The organism is Candidatus Amarolinea dominans (assembly GCA_016719785.1).
GTDB classification, from domain to species: domain Bacteria; phylum Chloroflexota; class Anaerolineae; order SSC4; family Amarolineaceae; genus Amarolinea; species Amarolinea dominans.
In genome coordinates this window covers 53,171-73,545 of sequence record JADJYJ010000032.1, presented here as the reverse complement: position 1 = coordinate 73,545, position 20,375 = coordinate 53,171, and the positions used below count along the sequence as shown (strand labels likewise).

The following is a 20,375-nucleotide window of genomic DNA, read 5'->3' as shown; positions in this document are numbered from 1 at the left end:
TCATTCCCACATGCCGGGCATTCTCAGCGCGCCGGGCAGGGGCCGGCTCCATAGTTGATGCGGGCCGGCGCGCGAGTCCCCGGCGGCCGGCTGGCCGTGATCCCAACGCCGGTGCGCTGGCTGATAAAGACGCCCATATCCTGATGATTCTGATCCGTGGCATGGATGACAATGGCGTTGCTGTTGGGCGGAGGCGCAGCCTGGCCGCGAAGTCTTGTGCGGCGGTATCGGCAAACTGGCCGGCGTTCCAGCCGGCGTTGTTCTTGAGCTTCTTTGTTTTCGTGGCCGCGGTTTCAACCGCCGGATAGTCATGGTTTATGACGTATGCCATTGCCGATTGCGCGTGAACACGCTACGATGATTGGGCATCCTGCAAAAACGTCAGCAGTCACTACTTTTCGAGGAGGAAACGACGATGTTTACCACCTTTGCCGAGGCGCAAGCCTTTGTGCGCAAACAGCAGTTCGCGATGATTGATCTCAAGTTTACCGACCTGGCCGGGCGTTGGCACCATGTCACCGTGCCGAAGAGCCAGTTCAATGAACACCTGATGCGTGACGGCGTCGGTTTCGACGGCTCGTCGGTTGGCCTGCGCTCAGTCAAGTCGGGCGACATGGTGTTGATTCCTGATCTGAGCACGGCCTTCGTTGATCCCTTCTGGGATGTCCCCACCCTGAGCTTCATCTGCAGCGCGTTCGAGGCCGATACCAAGCTGCCCTTCGGTCGTGATCCGCGCAACATTGCGATTCATGCCGAAGCGACGATGCGCGCCTGGGGCATCGCCGATGAGAGCCGTTGGGGGCCGGAATATGAGTTCTACGTCTTCGACAGCGTGGCGTTCGAAAACGAGGTCAATGCCGCCTCCTACCGCGTGGAGAGCAAAGAGGCCGATTGGCAGAGCAGCCGCGGCGGACATGGGCACTTGATCCCGCGCCACGGCGGCTATCACGTCATTCCGCCCAAAGACCAGCTCTTCAATCTGCGCAGCGAAATGGTGATGGAACTGGAGAAGATGGGCATCGAGGTCAAGTATCACCATCATGAGGTGGGCGGGCCAGGCCAGTGCGAAATTGAAACGCCGATGATGGGCCTGGTGCGCAGCGGCGATGCCACGCAGATGGTCAAGTATGTCACCAAGATGGTGGCGCACCGGCGCCAGCAGACGGCCACCTTCATGCCCAAGCCGCTCTACGGCGAGGCCGGCAACGGCATGCACTTTCATCAACATCTTTTCAAGGCCGCTCAGAATGTGTTCTATGACGCTGATGGCTATGGCAAGTTGAGCCAGACGGCGCTGTGGTACATCGGCGGCCTGCTCCAGCATGGCCCGGCCGTTCTAGCCTTCACCAACCCGTCTACCAACTCCTATCGTCGCCTGGTGCCCGGCTTCGAGGCGCCGGTCAACGCCTTCTTCAGCCTGGGCAATCGCAGCGCGGCCATCCGCGTGCCCAAGTATGCCGATCAACCGGACACCGCGCGCTTCGAGTTCCGTCCGCCCGACGCCACCGGCAACATCTACCTGGCTTTGGCCGTGCAGTTGATGGCCGGTCTGGATGGCATCCGCCAGCAGATGGACCCGCGTGCGCTCGGCTTTGGCCCGATTGACCAGAACATCTTCACCTGGAGCGATGAGCAGCGCAAGGCGATCAAGCCGCTGCCGGCCTCACTGCGCGAGGCGCTCGACGCGCTGGTGCGCGATCACGAGTTTCTGCTGCAAAATGACGTTTTCGACGCCGGCCTGATCGCCGACTGGATCAAGGCCAAGTATGACGAATACTACGGCGTGCGCAACCGCCCGCACCCGGCCGAAATTGCGCTGTACTACGACGTGTGAGATTGCTGTGTAACCTTTTGCCTGTGGTTTCATCCAACACGGGAGTGTGCGACAATCCAGTAAATAGATGAGGGACAACACGATGGATTTTTTCAGGCGACTCTTGGGCGGCGGCTCGATTGCGGCGATTAGCGCGAGCGAGGCGGGTCAGCGTTTGCGCACTCAGCCCGCCCCGTTCATTCTCGATGTGCGCCAGCCCGAGGAGTACAGACTCGGTCACATTGCCGGCGCCATGCTGATCCCACTGGGCGAATTGAGCCAGCGCCTCAAGGATCTGCCGCGCGAACGCGAAATCCTGTGCGTCTGCCGCTCCGGCAACCGCAGCCGCAGCGCCACGCAGCAGCTCCTTGCCCAGGGTTTCAAGGCCGTCAACCTGAGCGGCGGCATGATTGCCTGGGAACAGGCTGGCCTGCCGGTGAAGAAGGGCGCGGCCAAGTGAATAGCCTGCCGTTGGACCTGGCGCTCGGCTTCGTGATCGGCCTTTCGCTCGGACTTTTGGGCGGCGGCGGCTCTATCTTGACCGTGCCGGCGCTGGTTTACCTGGTTGGCCAGACGCCGCAGGTCGCGATCACCACATCGTTGGCGATTGTGGGGGCGACCAGCGCGCTGGCCGCGCTGTTTCATCGCGCGCAGGGCACGCTCAACTGGCGCGTGGCCCTGCTCTTCGGCGGCGCCGGCATGGCCGCGTCCTTCCTGGCCGCGGGCCTCTCGAAACGTTTCAGCCCTGCGCTCCTGCTCGTGGCGTTTGCCCTGCTGATGCTGATCATCGGCGGGTTGATGTTGGCGCCGCCGGCACAACGGGCAGACGCCGCGGCGCCGCGCGGCTGGCTGACGGTTATCGCCGGCGGCGCGGGCGTGGGCGTGTTGACCGGCATCCTGGGCGTCGGCGGCGGCTTCTTGATCGTGCCCGCATTGGTGATCCTGGTTGGGCTGCCGATGGCGCAGGCGGTCGGCACCTCGCTGCTCGTCATTGCTATGAACAGCCTGGCCGGCTTCTTGGGACACATCAGCGGCGGCGCTTCTGACTTGACCGCGCTGCTGTCGCTCACGACCATCTTCGCTGCGGCGGGATTGGTGGGCGCATTCACCGGCGCACGCCTGGCCGGCCGCCTGCCCGCAACGCATCTGCGCCGCCTCTTTGGCGGCTTTGTCATCGTGTTGGCGATATTTCTTTTAGTTGATAATGTGCCGAAGGTTTGAGCGGGGGCTTGTTGGGCATTGCTTACGATATGAGCGTTTTCAATTTGCCGAAAAGCCCCATCTCTCTGTCAAAGGTCTGATCCCCCATTTTCTTGGCTTCACTTTATCTGTACGCAATGATCTGCGAGTAATTGCTATCGCCCAACAATGTAATCGCCAAATAACGCGTCTAGATCAACACCGAGAGCAAAGCAGAGCGCAGGGCCAACTTTTCGCATCTTCTCTTCGGAAAGCGTTATCAAGAGCCGACCGATTTTCTTCTTTGTTCACTTTCCCAGACATCAAATTCATCGGCGACCACCGGCATCCGCTGGTATGCTGTGATTTCTTGTTGCTCCAATTCGGCAACCGTTATTTCGCCGAACCATCGTTTCAATAGTTGCAGGACCAACTCAGAGACCGAAAGCCCGGCAGGACGTGCGGCTCGTTCCAATCGTTGAAACAAGACCTCATTCAGAGTCAATTCCATGGTGCGCATTGTCATCAGACTTCACCTCTCAATTTGGCATTCATGGTCTATGGTATTTGATGCAGCTATTATACACCATCGGAAATGGATTGTCATCTGATCCGGGATTTTGTCTGTCTCGATCACAATCCATTCGCCTGGTGGATCTGGAACGGAACATGACATGACCGTGACCGCGACGAGATGACGACCTCAGAGGCACGCAACGCTGTGACAGGCTGCTGCCACGAATTACACGAATTGAGTCGTCGCACCCAACACCAACCTGCTTTAGCAGGTTTCGGTGTATCAGACCGTGAATTCATTCACGGGGCTGCCGAAGAATCGCCCAACCTTGCGCAGGCCCGCCGGGTAAGGAGCTTGCGCCGCGGCGGGCGTTGTCGGCTTGCCCGGCGCTGTGGGGGGCAGCCAGCCTGCGCAAGGGGATTCCACGTCCCCCTCGCAGGGCCGCGACGAGATGACGACCTCAGAGGCGCACGGCATCCGCGCCAGGCTGCTGCCACGAATTACACGAATTGAGTCGTCGCACCCAACACCAACCTGCTTGAGCAGGTTTCGGTGTATCAGACCGTGAATTCATTCACGGGGCGGCCGAAGAATCGCCCAACCTTGCGCAGGCTCGCCGGGTAAGGGGCTTGCGCCGCGGCGGGCGTTGTCGGCTTGCCCGGCGATTCGAGCGGCAGCCAGCCTGCGCAAGGGGATTCCACGTCCCCCTCGCAGGGCTGCGCCGAGATGACGACCTCAGAGGCGCACGGCATCCGCGCCAGGCTGCTGCCACGAATTACACGAATTGAGTCGTCGCACCCAACACCAACCTGCTTTAGCAGGTTTCGGTGTATCAGACCGTGAATTCATTCACGGGGCGGCCGAAGAATCGCCCAACCTTGCGCAGGCCCGCCGGGTAAGGAGCTTGCGCCGCGGCGGGCGTTGTCGGCTTGCCCGGCGCTGTGGGGGGCAGCCAGCCTGCGCAAGGGGAGGGGAGTGCTCACTCGCGTGAGGCCGCTTCCAAAATGGTCAGGGTGATCGGGACGGTGTTGGCGTCGTACGGGGTGTTGGTGCGCACGCGCAGTTGAGCCTGGTACGTGCCCGGCGCCAGGTTGGTGTCGAAGGTCAGTACGACTGCCTGGCTGCTGGCCGCGGCCAGGGTTCCGCTCAGCACCGACGTGGTCAGCCAGGGGATTTGCATCCAACTGCAGGCATCGGTTTCGCCCGATTCGATTTCGTAGACACGCTGCGTACTCTGGTTGACGGCCCACAGATGCCCGCTGCAATCCATGTCCAGGCCGGCCTGGGTGAACTGAGCGAAGCTGGATACGTTGAAACCACCGATCACGGCGAAGTCGGCGGCCACATCCATCACATAGACGTCCAGCCCGCTGTCGGCGTTGGTCATGACAAAGAGGTGCCCCGTGAGTGGATTGAAGGCCAGGCCCGATGTGTCAAGCTCGGTGTAGATCGAACGTAGAATCCGACCATCGGGCGCCACCACATACAGGCTGCGATCGTTCCAGCTACCCACGTAATAGGCGTCGGCGATGGGGTCGTAGGCAAGCCCGCGCTGCGAGGCCGCAAACGCGGGGCAGATGCGGCGGCCCGTGCTGATCTTGGTTGCGGGATCAAGCTCGTGCAGGCAGTTGTCGCCGCCCACATTGACCTGCCACAGGCGGTTCGTCAGCACGTCGAATGCCATGTCGGCGGCAAACGACCCGACCCAACTCGAGACGTCAATGCTGTCGGTTGTGGGAGTGCCTGCGGGCAGGAAACGGTAATCGCGATCATCTCCCCCCACACTGCCGATGTTGCTCAGCCAAAGGTCGTTGGCTGTGGTGTCGAAGCCAACACCCCACGCGTAGGGGAGCTGCGTCGGCCAACTGCTGATGATACGGCCTCCGGCCAGGATGGGCACGTCTGGCGGTGGCCCGGACGCCAGCGCGGCGCGGGTGGGGTCGTTGTTAGGCCGCGTGTTGACAGGAGCCGCGGGGCGCACGGTCGGGCGCGCATTCTCGGCTGCAGGCGCCGTCGGCGGCGGGAGGTTGATGGGCAGCAGTTCGAACGTCAGGCTCAGGGCGCCGGTGTTGCTCAGGGTCAGGGTGAACGAAAGCGGTGCGCCGGCCGCGACCCCAACGTTGACCGCCGGGGGCACAACCTGCAGCATGCCCGCAGGCAGGTGGAAGTCTTGCGCCAGCACCGCGCCATCGGGGATGTCCAGGCAGACGCGGTCGCTGCCATAGGCGTCGGTGGCTGTCGCCAGGAAACAGGTCTGTCCGGGCGCAGCAAACAGGGTGTAGAAGCCATCCTCCAGCAGAGGATCATCGGGTGTTGATAGTGTGCTGACGGCCACGCCGGTGGTTTCATTGCGTACGGTGGCGCCGATGATGCCGGCGTTGGTGTTGGCGTCACGCGCGATGCCGGTCATGGGGCTGCCGGGCAGGGACAAACACGGCCGCGACGGCGCGAGCGGGGCATTTTGGATCGAGACATCGTCCACGTACCAGCCAGGCAGGATAGCGGAACTATCAGTCCAAAGGCGGAAGCGGAAACGGAAATTGGACACGTCGAAGGAGGGATCGAGATCCACCGAGACCTTGCCCCATTCTATCACGTCAATGCTGCCGCTGACCGGCCCATAGGCGCGCGTCCAGGTGACCCCGTTGTCCTTGCTGACGCCCAGGGCTGCGAAGTCAGAAGAGGGTTCGGTCAACAGCCATTGCCACCAGGTGATCCGCGCGGAACGACCGGCCAGGCTGGAGAGATCAAGCGGCGGCGAGACGATGAAGCCATCCTCGCGATCGGTGTAGTTGCCGGCCAGGCTGGTAGCCCAGACCTTGCTGCCGGAGTGCGCCCGACCTGGGCCGTTGGTCGGCGTACCCCAGGCCCAACTGCTGGCGCCACGCACGGAGGTCTTGATAAAACCGCCATCATTGGTCTCGAAGTTCTGGGTGTAGACGGTGGTCGTTGGGGGCAGTGGGACAACTTCGATGCCCACATCATCCATGTACCAGCCAGGACCGACAACCGAGTAATCCGTGCGGAAGATGAAACGGATGCGGAAGTTGCGCACGGCATAGTCGGCGCCCAGGCTCACAAAATGTTCGGCCCAGGCCAGATCCACGTTGCCAGACACCTCGCCGTACACCTTGCTCCACGTGATGCCGCCGTCGTTACTGACCGCGACGCGGGCAAAGTCATAGCCGCGTTCGGACTGCAGGTATTGCCACCAGGAAATGAAGAGGGCTGAGCCGGCGTATGCGCTCAGGTCAATGTCTGGCGAGACGACGTAGCCATCTTCGCCGTTGAGATAGGCGCCGTTCGGATTGGTGGCCCACACCTTAAGCCCTGAATGCGCGCGGCCGGGGCCGCTGTTGGGTTGACCCCAGGCCCAAGAGGTGGCGCCCTGGGTGGTGTAACCGCCGTCGTCGTCTTCGAAATCCTCGGAATAGACAAGGCTGCGACCGTAGCCCAATGCGCTGCACGTGGCGTCCACCGGCAAGGCAAAGTCCTGCGTGACGCTGGCCACGGTGGGGGTGATGGTGCGCGTGGCCGTTTGATAGCCGTTGCCGACGGCGGTGACCACCACCTGGTAAGCGGCCCCGCGCAGCAGGTTGACCTGGTACGCGCCGGTTTGCGGATTGCTGTAGACGGTGCGGGTGTAGCCAGGCGTCGAGAACTGCAGGCGCGCGTAGAGCGGCTGACCCTCGCGCAGGGACGCATCGGTGACATGGCCGGAGACGATGGTCGCGGGCAGCGGGGTGAGGGCAATGTCCTGCGTGGTGGTGGCGCCATCGCTAATCGTCACTGGTGCTGTGCCGTTGGCGTGGCCGTAGGCCGAAGCCTGCAAGGTGTAGCTGCCAGCCGGCAGGGCGACAAACTGATATTGACCAGCGGCATCACTGAAAGCGATATACCCACTGAGGTTGACCAGGGCGCCGCTGAGTGGCTGCGCGGTTTCGGCATCGGTCACAACGCCGGACAGGCTGCCATGCGGCGCGCTGGGACAGTCGGCAAACTGGAAGGCGCCGATGCGCGTGTGCCACTCATAGCCGGTGGTTGCCGGGTAGTATTCACTGGTGTACCAGAGGGTGCAATCATCGGTCGGGTCCACGGACATCATGCTGTAATCGCCCCAGCGTGAGGATTCGGAGGCCTGAGACCCGCCGCCTTCCATGAAGGAGGTTTCCAAGCGCGGCAGCGTGTTCAGCGGATCTTCGGCGCGGCGACCAATGTAGCGCACGGACGGATAGACCGTGGGGCTGGACGCGGTGTAGCCGATGGCCAGGTTGCCCTGGCCGTCCATGGCCATGCTCGCCATCCAGCGGTGGGCTGTGCTGCCCGACCAATCGCCAGCATAAGTGCCCTGTTGATAGATTTCCCAGGCGCTTGCCGTGCGGCGCAGTTCGTACCAGCGGATGCCGGCGCGGCCATTGCCGGCGTCCACGGTATGATTGGCGAGCAGCGTGGCATGATCGCCGAAATTGCGGTAGACCAGGCGGTGCATCAAGCGGTCGCCAATGGCATCCAGGTAGGCGTCGTCCCCCGCGCCTGGCTGCGGAATGCAGTTACGCGTGACGCCGACGCACGGCAGGGGCGTCCAGGCCGCGGTCGGCAGAATCAGATTCGGCTGGCCGGCCTGGCCAAAGGTGGAACTGCTGGGTGCGGTCCAATCCACATGAAACTCCCACAGGCGCAGGGCATCCTGCGGACCGATCCAGCCTGCGTCGTCCACTTCGGCGAAATAGCCAGGGGCGCCTGCGGGCGGCGGCGGGCCGTCCAGGTCCGCCGGCAGGATGCCGCCAAAGTCGGGGTTGACGCTGGCGAGATCGAAGTGTACCAGGCGCGCGGGCAGCCCTTGCAGCATTTGCAGGCGCTCGAACGCCCAGACGCCGGCGCCGGCAAAGCTGATGTTGGTGAAAAGATTGGCCGTCATGTAGTAGGCATCCGGCCAGACGCCGAGCTTGGGGTAGTCGTTGAACTTGTCACGTTTGACGAGAAAGGCATAGCGGTGCCAGGCGCCCAGGGGATCGCCGCTCTGAGAAATGGCAATACACTGGTAGACATCGCCCGGCAGGGCATTGGGCCAAGCCATGTAACTGAGCAGCCAGCGGTCGGCCAGATGATCGTAGAGGGCAATCGGATCGCCGCTGTCGTACTGTTCGCAGCCGGTGCCAAAGCCCGCGAAGAGGGTGGCCTCATTGACGGGGCCAAAGAGCAGGTCGCCGTTCTTGCTGAAGACGGCAAACGAAATGTTGACGAACTGCACGTAGTGGTTGGGGCCGACATCGCCGTTGGTGTCAGGCGGCAGCAGCCTGTCCACATTGCCAATGCCCTCGAAACTGCGCAGGGGGCCTGGCAGCCGCTCGGCGCCGACCGGGGCGATTTGGAGGGCGGCATCGGTCGTGAACACACGGGTCTTGGCGCCAGCCTGGCCCTTGGGGAGGGGGAGTAAGGGTTGGGCGACGATCTTGTGCTCGGTCTGCGACACCGACGCCAGTTGACGCAATGGGGCTGAGGTGTCATTCTTGACCGAGAGGGCGATTTCCGGCGGCGGCGCACCGGGTGAGGGCGCACGGTTGGCCGGCGCCTGATCGGCTTGTGTGGCGGTGGGGGTCATGCTGAGCAGCAGGGCCATCAGGAGGCAGAGTGTCAGCCAGATCAATGACAGGTGCGTGTGCCGGCTACTCAACGGTCGAGGTGCAGGCATAACAGGGTGCGTGCGAAACCGATGTGACATAGGATGCTCCTTGACAACCTGCGTGGGTACCCGTCGTTTGAGGCACGAGGGTCGTGGTGCGGAGCAGCAGGTTGACACATGAATTGTATGGGCGAACCGGTGGAATGTCAAGACACCTGGCGGGCGCACCAAGCGCCAGCGTTCCGCCAGCATTTGCCCGGCGGCGTCATCTGCGGTATGCTTGGCGCATGCGTAGGTACAACGGAAAGCAACGCCCGCCAGCCTGACCGACCGAGGAGTACAATGATGCCCATCTGGCTTACACCGGCCACGCCGGACGCCCTCAACGCGCTATCCACGCGCACGATGTCACAGCACATCGGTATCGAGTTCCTGGAAGTGGGTGACGACTATCTCAAGGCACGTATGCCGGTGGATGAGCGCACTGTGCAGCCGGCCGGCATCTTGCACGGCGGCGCTAACGTGACGCTGGCTGAGACGCTGGGCAGCGTGGCGGGCACCCTGTGCATTGACCCGCGCCAGAAGATGGTCGTGGGTTTGGAGATCAACGCCAACCACGTCCGCCCCACGCGCAGCGGCTTTGTGATTGGGGTTGCGCGTCCGCTGCACATCGGGGTCACGACGCACATCTGGGATATTCGCATCAGCAATGAGCAGGATCAACCGGTTTGCATTGCGCGGCTCACGCTGGCGGTGCTCAATCGTGAGCGCGCGAGCGGCGGCGGCTGACCTGCCGGCGCCGAACTCGTTCGGCGCTACGGAATTTCCTGATTGGGCGAATTGCTCGCCTCTCTTGGCCGTGCTACAATTTTGGCTTCCTCCGGCCAACAACCCTGTTCGTGAAAGGACTTTTTTTCATGCCGTCTCAACTGAAAATTGTGATGATCGCCGCTGAATGTGTTCCCTACGCCAAGACGGGCGGCCTGGCGGATGTCGCCGGCGCCTTGCCGAAGGCGTTACGTGCGTTGGGGCACGAGGTCATCGTGGTGATGCCCAAATACAGCAGCATTGACGAGCAAAAATTTGGCCTGCGCCCCTTCCTCAGCCCAATGGGGGTCTGGATGGGCAACACGCAGGAGTGGTGCAGCATTTATACCGCCAGTAATGACGGTGTACCGACCTTTTTTGTGGATTTCACGCGCTACTTTGATCGTCCTGGCCTCTATCACGATGCTAACTACAACGATTACCTGGACAATCCCTTCCGTTTTGGCTTCCTCACGCGGGCCGCTTTGCAGTTGTGCGTTGAACTCGACTTCAAGCCGGACATCGTGCATTGTCACGACTGGCACACGGCCCTGGCCCCGGCCTTTCTCAAGATCTGGCACTGGAACGATCCCATCTTGAGCGGCGCGGCCAGTGTCCTGACGATTCACAATGTCGCCTACCAGGGCAACTATGACGCCAGTTGTTATGACTACCTGGGCTTGCAGCGGGGCAATTTCACCGCCGACAAGCTCGAAGACCATGGCCGCGTCAACTTCCTCAAGGGCGGCATTCAATACGCAGACGTGGTCAACACGGTCAGCCCCACCTATGCGCGGGAGACGCGCACGCCCGCGCTCTCGCATGGCATGGCGCTCTACCTCAACGGCCGCGGCGACAACTATGTGGGCATCCTCAACGGCGTGGACTACACCGAATGGAACCCGGCCGTGGACACGCTGATTCCCGCGCACTTCTGGCCGCACGACCTGTCGGGCAAAGCCGCGTGCAAGGCTGAGCTGCAGCGTCAGATGGGCCTGGAAGTCAACTCGTACGTGCCGATTGTGGGTGTCGTCAGTCGTCTGGCGGCGCAGAAGGGGCTTGATTTGTTGGCGCAGGCCATCGAGGACATCGTCTCCTCGATGCAAGTTCAGTTCGCCATTCTCGGTTCGGGCGACCCTGGCCTGGAAGCCTTTTTCCGCTCGGCCGCGGCGCGCCATCCTGGCCGCATCGGCGCCTACATCGGCTACAGCAACCCCGCCGCCCACTTGATCGAGGCCGGCGCCGACTTTTTCATCATGCCATCGCTGTTCGAGCCGTGCGGCCTGAATCAAATCTATTCGCTGAAGTATGGCACGCTGCCCATCGTGCGCGCCACCGGCGGCCTCGACGACACCGTCGAGCAGTACAACGAAGCCACCGGCACGGGCACCGGCTTCAAATTCTGGCAGCCAACCCCACGCGCCATTTTCGACACGGTCGGTTGGGCCGTCAGCACCTATTACGATCGCAAGCATCACCTCAACCAGATGATCCAACAGGCGATGGCGCAGGACTATTCCTGGGAGAAGAGCGCCCACGCCTACGAAAATCTGTATGACAAGGCGCTGCGCAACCGACAGGCGTGACGATTGATGCTTTGGCGTGTTAGAGCAGATAGAGGCAGAACGTCATGGCAACAACGAAGAGGGCGCTGGTGCTGGCGCGAATGAGGGCTAAACTGAACAATGGCTCCTGGCGCAGGTTGCCCAGCGTTCGATAAATGACCAGGCGCGGGACGAGCACCAGGGGCGCCAGGCCAACGAAACCAATCAGCAGCAGATTCAGCAAAAGCAGACGTTCGAGCGCGCCGAGGATGCGATCCACAGGGTGAATGGTTGGCCTGACGGCTGGTATGCCGACCGTCATGGCGCGCAGGATTTCCATCTCCACGACCGGCTCGACCCACACCAGCAAGATCAGGCAAGACAGCCCCAGCAGTTGACCTTCCGAAACATTGAGCGCAAACTGCGGCGGTCGCCACAAGTCGTGCCACGGCACCTGCGCGCCCCAGACAGTGGTAGCCAGCAGGGTCAGGATGTGCGCTGTTTGGTCGGCGGCGAGATAGAGCAGCCCTCGCTGCGGGGGCAAGCCGCGAACGAGGAACGTGCGCACGCTGTCAATCAAAAGATGGGCGACGCCGAGTGCCAGTATGCACGGAAGCCATCCGGCAAACGCGCCGGCGCCAAAGCAGAGCATGGAAAACGTCACCAGCCCGGCGTGGATCAGAAGTCCGCGCCAGCCGCCCAACTTGCCACGGGCAACTTTGCCGGTCTGAAGCGCAAAATCGCCAACCAGATGACCCAATAGTAAACGTAGGAAGATGATCATACGTCCGATGCCCTGCGTGTGTACCCCATGTGTGGCGTGTCTGCCCAAGACAGGCCGACCTCGCGAGTGACACTGGCGCTAGTATGACCTCAACCCGTTTCCGGCTCAATATGCGAAGGGTACCGTGTTTGCCAAGAAAACCTACCTTGAAAAGCCCGGTTCGGAAAGCTTATCCCGGAATGGACAGGGGTGGAATGAGCAAAAAGCTGCGCGGCAGCGGTGCGCAGTCCCAGCCGCCGGCCGCCGGCAGGAAAATATACACGGTCTCCCCGGCTCGCAAGCGCCGCGAGCCGATAGCCTGCGCAGTCACAATACGCGAGTCAATGAAGAACTGATAGGGGTTGACATGCGTGATGCCATCCACCGTCGCCAGCGCCTGTGCAAAACCGGCATAGTTGCCTTGCAGATAGGCCAGGAGGTCGGCAATAGTCGGCGGGCTATCGTCCGACCACGCAATCTGCACGCGGCGCTGACCGACAGCCCGCCACAGGGGTTCGCCCAGTTTGATGTTGATCTCCATAACGGTTACTCACTCAACCTTAATCCAATTACGTCTGTTCATGGCGCCAGGCAGGGAACCAGCCCGCACGGCTATTCGTTGTGATATACTGCAAGCGGGAATAGACTTCGCTTTTCCGCCTGAGGAAACAGGCGCAATTCGTGCCCGCTTGCAGTACAATCGGTCCCCGAAAAGCCCAAAGCATGAAAAACTTTGGCCTCATACTTTAGCATCATAGATGAAAGAACTGTCAGGCAACTGACGCATGAAATTCATACTCGTTTCACCTCTGCATGCGACAACGAGATACTGATCATACCAGGAGGAAACACAACATGCCGTGGCTGATTCTGAGTGCTGTTATTATTTTGTTAGCCTGGACATTTCTGCCTGACGATGACGTCGTACAGGAGGCGGACCCGCCCCAGGATAGCCGTCCCCTGCTGAGTTACGCGGTCGCCTGGCTACGTCGCCACCTGGCCTGACCCGCTGCGCTGATTCTAGCGAATGGTCAACAAAGCGCCAAATGAGCAACGGCCCTACGTTCATTTTTGAAAGCAGGGCCGTTTGTGTTAAACTAATGCTGCAATTTGATTGCACATCTTAGGTGAGGGCGTTCCTTTGTTAAACTGGTACGCGCTGCATGTCAAGCCGAACGCTGAATACCTGGTTGCCGAGATTCTCGCCCGACACCCTGTCGAGACCTATCTGCCGACCCTCAAGTCGCTGCACCCTCGCCCGGGGCGCACCACTCAGCCCTATTTTCCGAGCTATTTGTTTGCCCGTATTGATTTTGACGTCACCGGCTACCGCACCATTGCCTGGACGCCAGGGATTCGCGGCATTGTCACCGTGGAACGGCGTCCAGCTATCGTGGGGGACGAGGTGATCGAGGCCATCCGTGAGCGGGTGGACCTCATCTGGGCCGAGGGCGGGTTGCCCACGCATCCCTTCCAGCCGGGTGATCGCGTGCGTATCCGTTCGGGCGCGCTGCAAGGTCTCATGGGCATCTTCGAAGGCCCCACCACGCCTGCGAAACGGGTTCACATTCTGCTGAACTTCTTGGGCTGGGCGCGGCCGGCTGAGGTGCCGGTGCAGGAGTTGGAGTTGGCGGCGCCCGATGACATTGACCCGCTCGATCTGATCGAGATCGCGCGCGAACATGAAGAGACACGCCTGCGCCGAGGCACGCGTGGCAAAGGGCGCCAGATTCACTATCATGATGAAGAGCTGAGCCGGGCTGGTCAGGGCTAGTCGCAACCTGTCGGCTGTGCTGCACCGTAACCCAGGCTTCTGCAACAAACGAGGTGCTGTGTGCGTGTATTGATTACCGGTGGCGCCGGTTTTATTGGCAGTCACCTGGCCGAGGCGCTGCTGGCTGCCGACCATCGCGTCACGATCATGGATAACCTGTCAACCGGCCGATTCGAGAATATCGCTCATCTTGTCGGCCATCCGGCCTTCCATTTCGCCATTGACTCGATCACCAACGACATCGTGCTCGATCGGCTGACCAGCGAGTGCGACCTGGTCTTTCACCTGGCTGCGGCCGTGGGCGTGGAACTGATTGTGCGCCAGCCCGTGCATACCATCGAAACCAATGTCATGGGCACCGAGGCGGTTCTGCGCACGGCCGCGCGCTATCGTGCCCGCGTGTTGATCGCCTCGACCTCGGAGGTGTATGGCAAAGGCAGCCGCGTGCCCTTCAACGAAGCCGACGATGTCCTCCTCGGCCCTACCAACAAGAGCCGCTGGGCCTATGCCGCCAGCAAGATGGTGGATGAATTCCTGGGGCTGGCCTATTACCAGGAGCAAGGGTTGCCAGTCACGATCATGCGCTTTTTCAACACGATCGGCCCCCGGCAAACTGGCCGCTACGGTATGGTCATCCCGCGCCTGGTCGCACAGGCGCTGGCGGGGCAGCCTTTGACTGTCTATGGCGACGGCCAACAGAGCCGCTGCTTCTGCGATGTGGCTGACGTGGTGCGCGCCGCCCTGGCCCTGGCCGCCCGGCCTGACACCGCGGGGGAGGTCTTCAACATTGGCGGCAGCGAGGAGATTTCGATCCTCGACCTGGCTCGCCTCATTCTGCAGGTTCTTTTCCCGCAGGCTCCACCCGCCGACGCTGATCCGCGCATCCAATTTGTCGCCTACGCGGATGCCTACGCCCCTGGTTTTGAAGACATGCGCCGCCGCGTGCCCGACACGAGTAAATTGCGCGCCCTGACTGGTTGGGCGCCCGCTATCCCTCTGCCTGAAACGATCCGGCGCGTGGCTGACACACTGGGACGCCAGGCGCCTATTTCCGAAAGAGTAAGGGCATGATGTCAGAGATCAAATCCCACCTGCTGACCAAATTCAATGCACGATCCGCCAGCATTGCGATCATCGGCCTCGGCTATGTCGGTTTGCCGTTGGCCGTCGCCTTTGTTGAGGCCGGTTTCACCGTGATCGGCATTGACGTTGACCAGAACAAGGTCAAGGCCATCAATGGCGGCGAGTCCTATGTGGAAGATGTGGCTACGACCCGCCTGGCCGCGGCGGTTGCACGCGGCGCCCTGTCAGCCACAACCGATTTCAGTGCGCTGTCCACCTGCGACGCGGCCATTATCTGCGTGCCGACGCCGCTGAGCAAGACGCGCGACCCGGATGTGCGCTACCTGATCGCGGCCGGTGAATCGGTGGCCCGCTATGTTCATCCCGGTATGTTGGTATCACTGGAGTCAACCACCTATCCGGGTACGACCGAAGAACTGCTGCGCCCTATGCTGGAGGCCGGCGGACTGCGTGCGGGCGCCGATTTCTTCCTCGCCTTTTCGCCAGAACGCATTGACCCCGGACGCAAGGACTACACGGTCGAGAACACACCCAAGGTGGTGGGCGGCCTGACCGCTGGCTGCCTGGAAGTGGCTGTGGCGATGTATCGCCAGGCCATCCAGACGATTGTGCCGGTCTCTTCGACACAGACCGCGGAGATGGTCAAACTACTGGAAAACACCTTCCGCGCGGTCAACATCGCCCTGGTCAACGAAACGGCCATCATGTGCGACAAGCTGGGCATTGATGTGTGGGAGGTGATTGATGCCGCCAACACCAAGCCCTATGGCTTTATGAAATTCACGCCTGGCCCGGGCGTTGGCGGGCACTGTATCCCGCTTGACCCGCACTATTTGTCATGGAAATTGAAGACTCTCAACTACAATGCGCGCTTCATTCAATTGGCCGGCGAGATCAACAGCGAAATGCCGCGCTATTGGGTCAACAAGGTGCAGGATGCCCTGAATGATGTGGGCAAGCCTGTGCGTGGCAGCAAGGTCTTGGTGTTGGGCGTGGCGTACAAGAAGGACATTGACGATGTGCGCGAGTCACCGGCGCTGGACATCGTCGAACTGCTGAGCCTGAAGGGCGCGGCCGTGAGCTACCACGATCCCCATGTCCCCTCGTTTCGACATAACGGCCATGCCCTGACATCGGTGACCGACCTGGCGTTGGCGCTGGAGACAGCCGATTGCGTGGTGATTGCCACCGATCATTCCATGTACGATTGGGCTGATGTGACCCGGCGCGCCGCGCTGGTCATTGATACGCGCCACGCCCTGCCGTGAGAAGTCGGCCGGCCCAGTAGATTCTCGCGTTAGCGGCAAAGTGCAATGCCAGGCAAGGGGATTGGCGGCACGCGGCCCTCGGTGTCAATGGCATAGACACGCGTGCCATTGTGCGTGTACAGCAGGGTCAGATGGGAGTCAACCGCGGCCAGGAACGCATCGAGATGTGCGGCCACCTCGCTGCCCTGGGGATAGAAGAACTGGCGACCATCGGGCAGCACCAGCAGATGGGTGATGCCTAGTTCGTGCAGACGGGTCAGAAAGCGCTGCGCGTCCGTCAGTTGGGAAAAATCGAGCAATCCCTGAAAGGCCGGGTCAACCGGCACCTGGTCACGCGACAGGAAAGAACCGCGCAAGGACCAGTTGAGCACCCGCGCCTCGGCTGGCAGGTTACGGTTTGCCCACGCCATCGCGTCATATTCCGGCAAGCCCCGACTGAGCGCTTCCACCTCGCTTTCCAGCCCCAACACCGCACGCGTGGCGTCAGGGCGTGCGGAGGCCGCATGGGCCAGCCCCAGCGCCATAGCGATCGCCAAGAGCGCCGTCATCAGCTTGCGTGACCACGCCGGGCCGTGCGTCAGGTAAAACCAGGTGCAGGCTGCCACGACAATGGCGCCCAGCGCTTGCGCGAAGATAAAGAAGCGCGGCATGGGAAAGAGAAAAGCCTGCATGAGGGTCACCAGCATGCCAGCTATCATCAACCGGATCAGGACGCGCCGTTTATCTCCAAATCCGGCCCGCAATAGCGGCAACAACGTGATCGGCCAGACCAAGCTCAACCAGATGCCGCTGCCATAGAGCGCGACCAAATAGAGTATCACGCCCACCGCAGCCAGGCTGCGCACCTTACCGACGCCGACGTAGGCAAAGTGTGCCTTGTGTAAGAGATCGGCGCATTGGTTCCAGGTTGCCTCTGTAAACCAACTAAACCCAAACGGAAAGATTGGATCACCACCCAGGGCCCAGGCGCGCCACAGCCAGGGCACAGACGGCAGCGCCGCTACCAGTATGGCGGCCGCGAGTAGCGACCAGCGACCAGCGCGTGGCCGCCAGAGTAAACGGCCCAGCGTCAGCACGACAAACAGCACCAGGTAGGGCCAGCCCAGAAGCTTGGTGCCGGCAGCCAGGCCGGCAGCCAGGCCGGCCGTAAGCAGCCAGCCGGCTTTGTCGGTTTGGATCCAGCGCAACCAGGCCAGGGCAGTTGCAAGGTGAAAGAGAGCCAATGGAATGTCTACGTAGGCCAACGGCGCATAGCTGGCGACGACCGGGGTGGTGAAGAGGAGCAGGACGGCCAGGAGTGCAATCTGTGTTCCAAACCATTGACGTGCGGCCACGAACACGCCCAGAAGCAATAAGAACGTGAGGCCCAAGCTGATCAACTGCACCAGTTGGTCACCGGCCAGGGCCAGACCCCAAAGGTTGAGCATCTCGACATTGCTAAACCACAGGCTGCGATAGAGTGCCGGGAAGTAGTCAAGGCCGCCGACCTGCAAATAGAGCCGGGGCAGGAAGACATGGTACCAAGTGGCGTCGAAAGCAGCAACCGGCGCCAGCGCGCCGAGCAGATCGAGCGCGGCGAACGGCGCCAGCGCCAGCAGCATGAGGCGCTGGCTGCTGCCTGCGGGCAACGAGGGGCGCCAGGTGCGCGCGGTTTGTCCCAGCCACCACAGATCGTGGCGAGCTACCAGCGCAGCCAGGGCCAACGCCAGACCCAGTGTCCAGGTGGACAGCAGATGCAGGGAGCCAAGCGTCAACGCGCTGAGTACCAGTAGACCGCAGCCGATGATCCATGCGAAGAAGAGCGTGTTTGCCGTCTGCTCGTGCGCGATGGCGAGGCGGCGCATGACCCAGCGGCCGGCCGCGGCCGTAATGGCAGCCAGGACGACCGCCATCAACAAGCTGAAGCCATTGGTGACCGGTCGGCATGCCGCCAGGGCCAGCAGGGCAATGCCGGCCGCTGCCAACAGCCAGCGGTCAAAGCGGGTTTGCTGCCACAGGAGCCAGCCGCCGCCCACGAACACCAGCAGCGCCAGGGTCAACGCCAGGCTCCAGGTGGGCGTCAGACGCTCCAGGTAGCGCAACCAGTCGAAGTAACCTGGGGTGGCCAGTGGGCTGGGGTTATGCACTTCCTGCCAGCCATGCCAGGCAAACCACACGGTGCCTGACACCAGCCAAAGGATGGGCACGAGCGGTGATATGAGTGTCTTGGTGATTTTTTGCATAAGAAGAACCGGCGGTGATTATAGCACCGCCGGTTTTTATTCCCAATTTGGGGTTTGGGGAGTGTCCAGACTGGAGACCTAGAAGTTCACCCACATGGTCAGCGCGTGGCCGGACTCGCCCTCGGCGTAGGCCACCGTGGCGCCATCGCGTGTCACCGTTACCCGCAGCGGAAAATTACCGTGGGGCGCCACAACCAGGAACATCCTGTTAGCATGTTGAACGGCATGAAAATTCACGTCCAGATCGAGATCACCTGCGAGTACCGCGGTCAGTACTGACCCTTGCGGGGCCAGCAGGTTGACGCTCACGGTTGAACCGGTGTTCTCGACCGGCGCCTCCACCACCACATTGACAACGCTACCGTCAGGCAGAGTGACAACGGGGTCAGATGAGCACCACGACACATGCGCACCAGCGGGAACAACGCCAACCACCGCAACCATCAGCACCGTCACCAGGAAGGCAACTATTGAACGACGAGACATGACGAACCTCCTTTAGCCTTTGAGCTTCGCTCTTTTGATGTTGCACAAAGAGCGACAGCGACTCATTGTTTCGGTGATATTGTAGGCATGGCGGTCGGGAGAGACAATAGTACCCGCGTACCGCGCCAGGAGGCCGTCAAAACCCATCTTGCGCATCGTCTACTGTGCTGGGAACAGAGGCGCGCCGCTCCACCAGGCCGCCAGATCAAAATAGGAGATGACCAACATGAGCGCCAGTAACCCCATCATGCCAACCAGGTGGACCAGGGCTTCGCGTTCTGGCGGAATGCGTTTGCCGCGGCGAATGGCCTCCAGCAGCACGAAGACCAAGCGTCCACCGTCCAGCGCGGGCAGGGGCAGCAGGTTGATAATGAAGAAGTTGAGGCTCAGAAAAGCGGTCAGCTCGATCAACGGCAGGAGTCCCTGCCGCGCCAACTCGCCGGTGATGCGCGCAATGCCCACCGGGCCGGCGACGCCACCCATGGGCGGTGCATCTGGCGCCGGTGCGATCACGTTACGAAGCAGTTCACCCAGGCCGGTAGTCATCATGATGACCACTTCACCGGTGCGCTGAATGCCCATCGTCACGGCCTGGCCGAAGCCGCTGGCTGTGACCAGCGCGCGCTGGATGCCGACTCCCGCTGCTCCCTGGTCGGTCGGTGTTTCCTCCACGGTGCGCGGGGTGAGGGAGAGACTGTAGGTCTGATCCCCGCGCTGCACGATAATCGGCATGAGGCGCCCGCGGTACTGCACGATCGTCTCGCGCACCGCGTCGGTGGTGGTGGGACGCACATCGCCCACCATGACGATTTGGTCGCCCGCCAGGATGCCAGCCTGTTCGGCCGGCGAACCTGGCATAATCGTGGTGATTTCCACCTTGCCCAGGGGGTACGGTACACCGGACGAGAAAACCACGGCGTATAGAATTGGCGCCAGGATCAGGTTCATCAACGGGCCGGCCAGCAGGACGATCGCGCGTTGGTAAGGCTTCTTCGACGTCAGGCTGCCCTCGGTGTCAAACCCGGTTTCTTCGCCGACCATGCGCACAAAGCCGCCCAACGGCAGCCAGTTCAGTGTAAACTTGATGCCCTTGCGCTCGAACAGCGTCGCCATGCGGGGCGGGTAGCCAAAGCCAAACTCTTCGACCTTGACCTTCATCCACAGCGCGGCCAAGAAGTGGCCCAGCTCATGCCAGAAAACAAGAACGCCCAGGACTGGAATCACAGCCAGCCAGGCAAGTTTGTTGCTCAGAAAACTCAAATCAATCATTCATACTCCTCTCGATGCGACCCATCA

Annotated in this window: 17 protein-coding genes; 9 read left to right on the top strand and 8 right to left on the bottom strand. The window is 61.6% G+C overall.

Going from position 1 to position 20,375, the window contains the following annotated elements; all coding sequences use genetic code 11:
* The first annotated feature begins 415 nt into the window (after positions 1–415).
* The 3 genes from glnA to IPM84_25740 all read left to right on the top strand — a co-directional run bounded on the left by glnA (position 416) and on the right by IPM84_25740 (position 3,034).
* The gene (gene glnA / locus IPM84_25750) at positions 416–1,834 is read left to right on the top strand and encodes a type I glutamate--ammonia ligase (protein MBK9096100.1); all 1,419 of its coding nucleotides are present in this window, start codon (positions 416–418) and stop codon (positions 1,832–1,834) included.
* Between the two features lie 82 nt (positions 1,835–1,916).
* Positions 1,917–2,273 (top strand): rhodanese-like domain-containing protein, encoded by a 357-nt coding sequence (locus tag IPM84_25745; GenBank protein ID MBK9096099.1) that lies wholly within the window; start codon positions 1,917–1,919, stop codon positions 2,271–2,273.
* A gap of 11 nt (positions 2,274–2,284) precedes the next feature.
* Entirely contained in the window at positions 2,285–3,034 is a 750-nt protein-coding gene (locus IPM84_25740; protein MBK9096098.1) for a sulfite exporter TauE/SafE family protein, read from the top strand.
* 238 nt (positions 3,035–3,272) lie between these two features.
* Here IPM84_25740 and IPM84_25735 read toward each other — a convergent pair whose 3' ends face one another.
* The 3 genes from IPM84_25735 to IPM84_25725 all read right to left on the bottom strand — a co-directional run bounded on the left by IPM84_25735 (position 3,273) and on the right by IPM84_25725 (position 9,231).
* Positions 3,273–3,518 carry a hypothetical protein gene (locus IPM84_25735; GenBank protein ID MBK9096097.1) on the bottom strand — a complete coding sequence of 82 codons (246 nt, stop codon included), beginning with the start codon at positions 3,516–3,518 and terminating at the stop codon, positions 3,273–3,275.
* Between the two features lie 548 nt (positions 3,519–4,066).
* Complete coding sequence (locus IPM84_25730) at positions 4,067–4,261, bottom strand: hypothetical protein (GenBank protein MBK9096096.1); 195 nt, start codon at positions 4,259–4,261, stop codon at positions 4,067–4,069.
* Between the two features lie 227 nt (positions 4,262–4,488).
* Positions 4,489–9,231, bottom strand: a complete 4,743-nt coding sequence (locus tag IPM84_25725) for a carboxypeptidase regulatory-like domain-containing protein (GenBank protein MBK9096095.1) — start codon at positions 9,229–9,231, stop codon at positions 4,489–4,491.
* 246 nt (positions 9,232–9,477) lie between these two features.
* On the opposite strand from IPM84_25725, the gene IPM84_25720 reads away from it, so the two are divergent.
* Positions 9,478–9,921 carry a hotdog fold thioesterase gene (locus IPM84_25720; protein MBK9096094.1) on the top strand — a complete coding sequence of 148 codons (444 nt, stop codon included), beginning with the start codon at positions 9,478–9,480 and terminating at the stop codon, positions 9,919–9,921.
* Between the two features lie 128 nt (positions 9,922–10,049).
* Positions 10,050–11,525, top strand: a complete 1,476-nt coding sequence (gene glgA / locus IPM84_25715; GenBank protein ID MBK9096093.1) for a glycogen synthase GlgA — start codon at positions 10,050–10,052, stop codon at positions 11,523–11,525.
* A gap of 19 nt (positions 11,526–11,544) precedes the next feature.
* Here the strand turns inward: glgA and IPM84_25710 are convergent, their stop codons facing one another.
* Both IPM84_25710 and IPM84_25705 read right to left on the bottom strand, forming a co-directional pair.
* The gene (locus IPM84_25710) at positions 11,545–12,267 is read right to left on the bottom strand and encodes a DUF3307 domain-containing protein (GenBank protein ID MBK9096092.1); all 723 of its coding nucleotides are present in this window, start codon (positions 12,265–12,267) and stop codon (positions 11,545–11,547) included.
* 169 nt (positions 12,268–12,436) lie between these two features.
* Positions 12,437–12,787, bottom strand: coding sequence for a MoaD/ThiS family protein (locus IPM84_25705; protein MBK9096091.1), 351 nt, complete (start codon positions 12,785–12,787; stop codon positions 12,437–12,439).
* 314 nt (positions 12,788–13,101) lie between these two features.
* On the opposite strand from IPM84_25705, the gene IPM84_25700 reads away from it, so the two are divergent.
* From IPM84_25700 to IPM84_25685, 4 genes are all read left to right on the top strand, one after another.
* On the top strand, positions 13,102–13,251 hold the full coding sequence (locus IPM84_25700; protein ID MBK9096090.1) for a hypothetical protein: 150 nt from the start codon (positions 13,102–13,104) through the stop codon (positions 13,249–13,251).
* Positions 13,252–13,387: 136 nt separating this feature from the next.
* Positions 13,388–14,020: a hypothetical protein gene (locus IPM84_25695; GenBank protein MBK9096089.1), complete on the top strand. Its 633-nt coding sequence runs from the start codon at positions 13,388–13,390 to the stop codon at positions 14,018–14,020.
* Positions 14,021–14,080: 60 nt separating this feature from the next.
* Positions 14,081–15,091: a GDP-mannose 4,6-dehydratase gene (locus IPM84_25690; protein ID MBK9096088.1), complete on the top strand. Its 1,011-nt coding sequence runs from the start codon at positions 14,081–14,083 to the stop codon at positions 15,089–15,091.
* Positions 15,091–16,371 (top strand): nucleotide sugar dehydrogenase, encoded by a 1,281-nt coding sequence (locus tag IPM84_25685; GenBank protein ID MBK9096087.1) that lies wholly within the window; start codon positions 15,091–15,093, stop codon positions 16,369–16,371. The genes IPM84_25690 and IPM84_25685 overlap by 1 nt, the downstream gene beginning before the upstream one ends.
* A gap of 29 nt (positions 16,372–16,400) precedes the next feature.
* On the opposite strand, the gene IPM84_25680 is transcribed toward IPM84_25685, so the two are convergent.
* From IPM84_25680 to IPM84_25670, 3 genes are all read right to left on the bottom strand, one after another.
* Entirely contained in the window at positions 16,401–18,593 is a 2,193-nt protein-coding gene (locus IPM84_25680; GenBank protein ID MBK9096086.1) for a glycosyltransferase family 39 protein, read from the bottom strand.
* 78 nt (positions 18,594–18,671) lie between these two features.
* Entirely contained in the window at positions 18,672–19,079 is a 408-nt protein-coding gene (locus IPM84_25675) for a hypothetical protein (protein ID MBK9096085.1), read from the bottom strand.
* Between the two features lie 159 nt (positions 19,080–19,238).
* The gene (locus IPM84_25670; protein ID MBK9096084.1) at positions 19,239–20,348 is read right to left on the bottom strand and encodes a site-2 protease family protein; all 1,110 of its coding nucleotides are present in this window, start codon (positions 20,346–20,348) and stop codon (positions 19,239–19,241) included.
* Between the last annotated feature and the right edge of the window lie 27 nt (positions 20,349–20,375).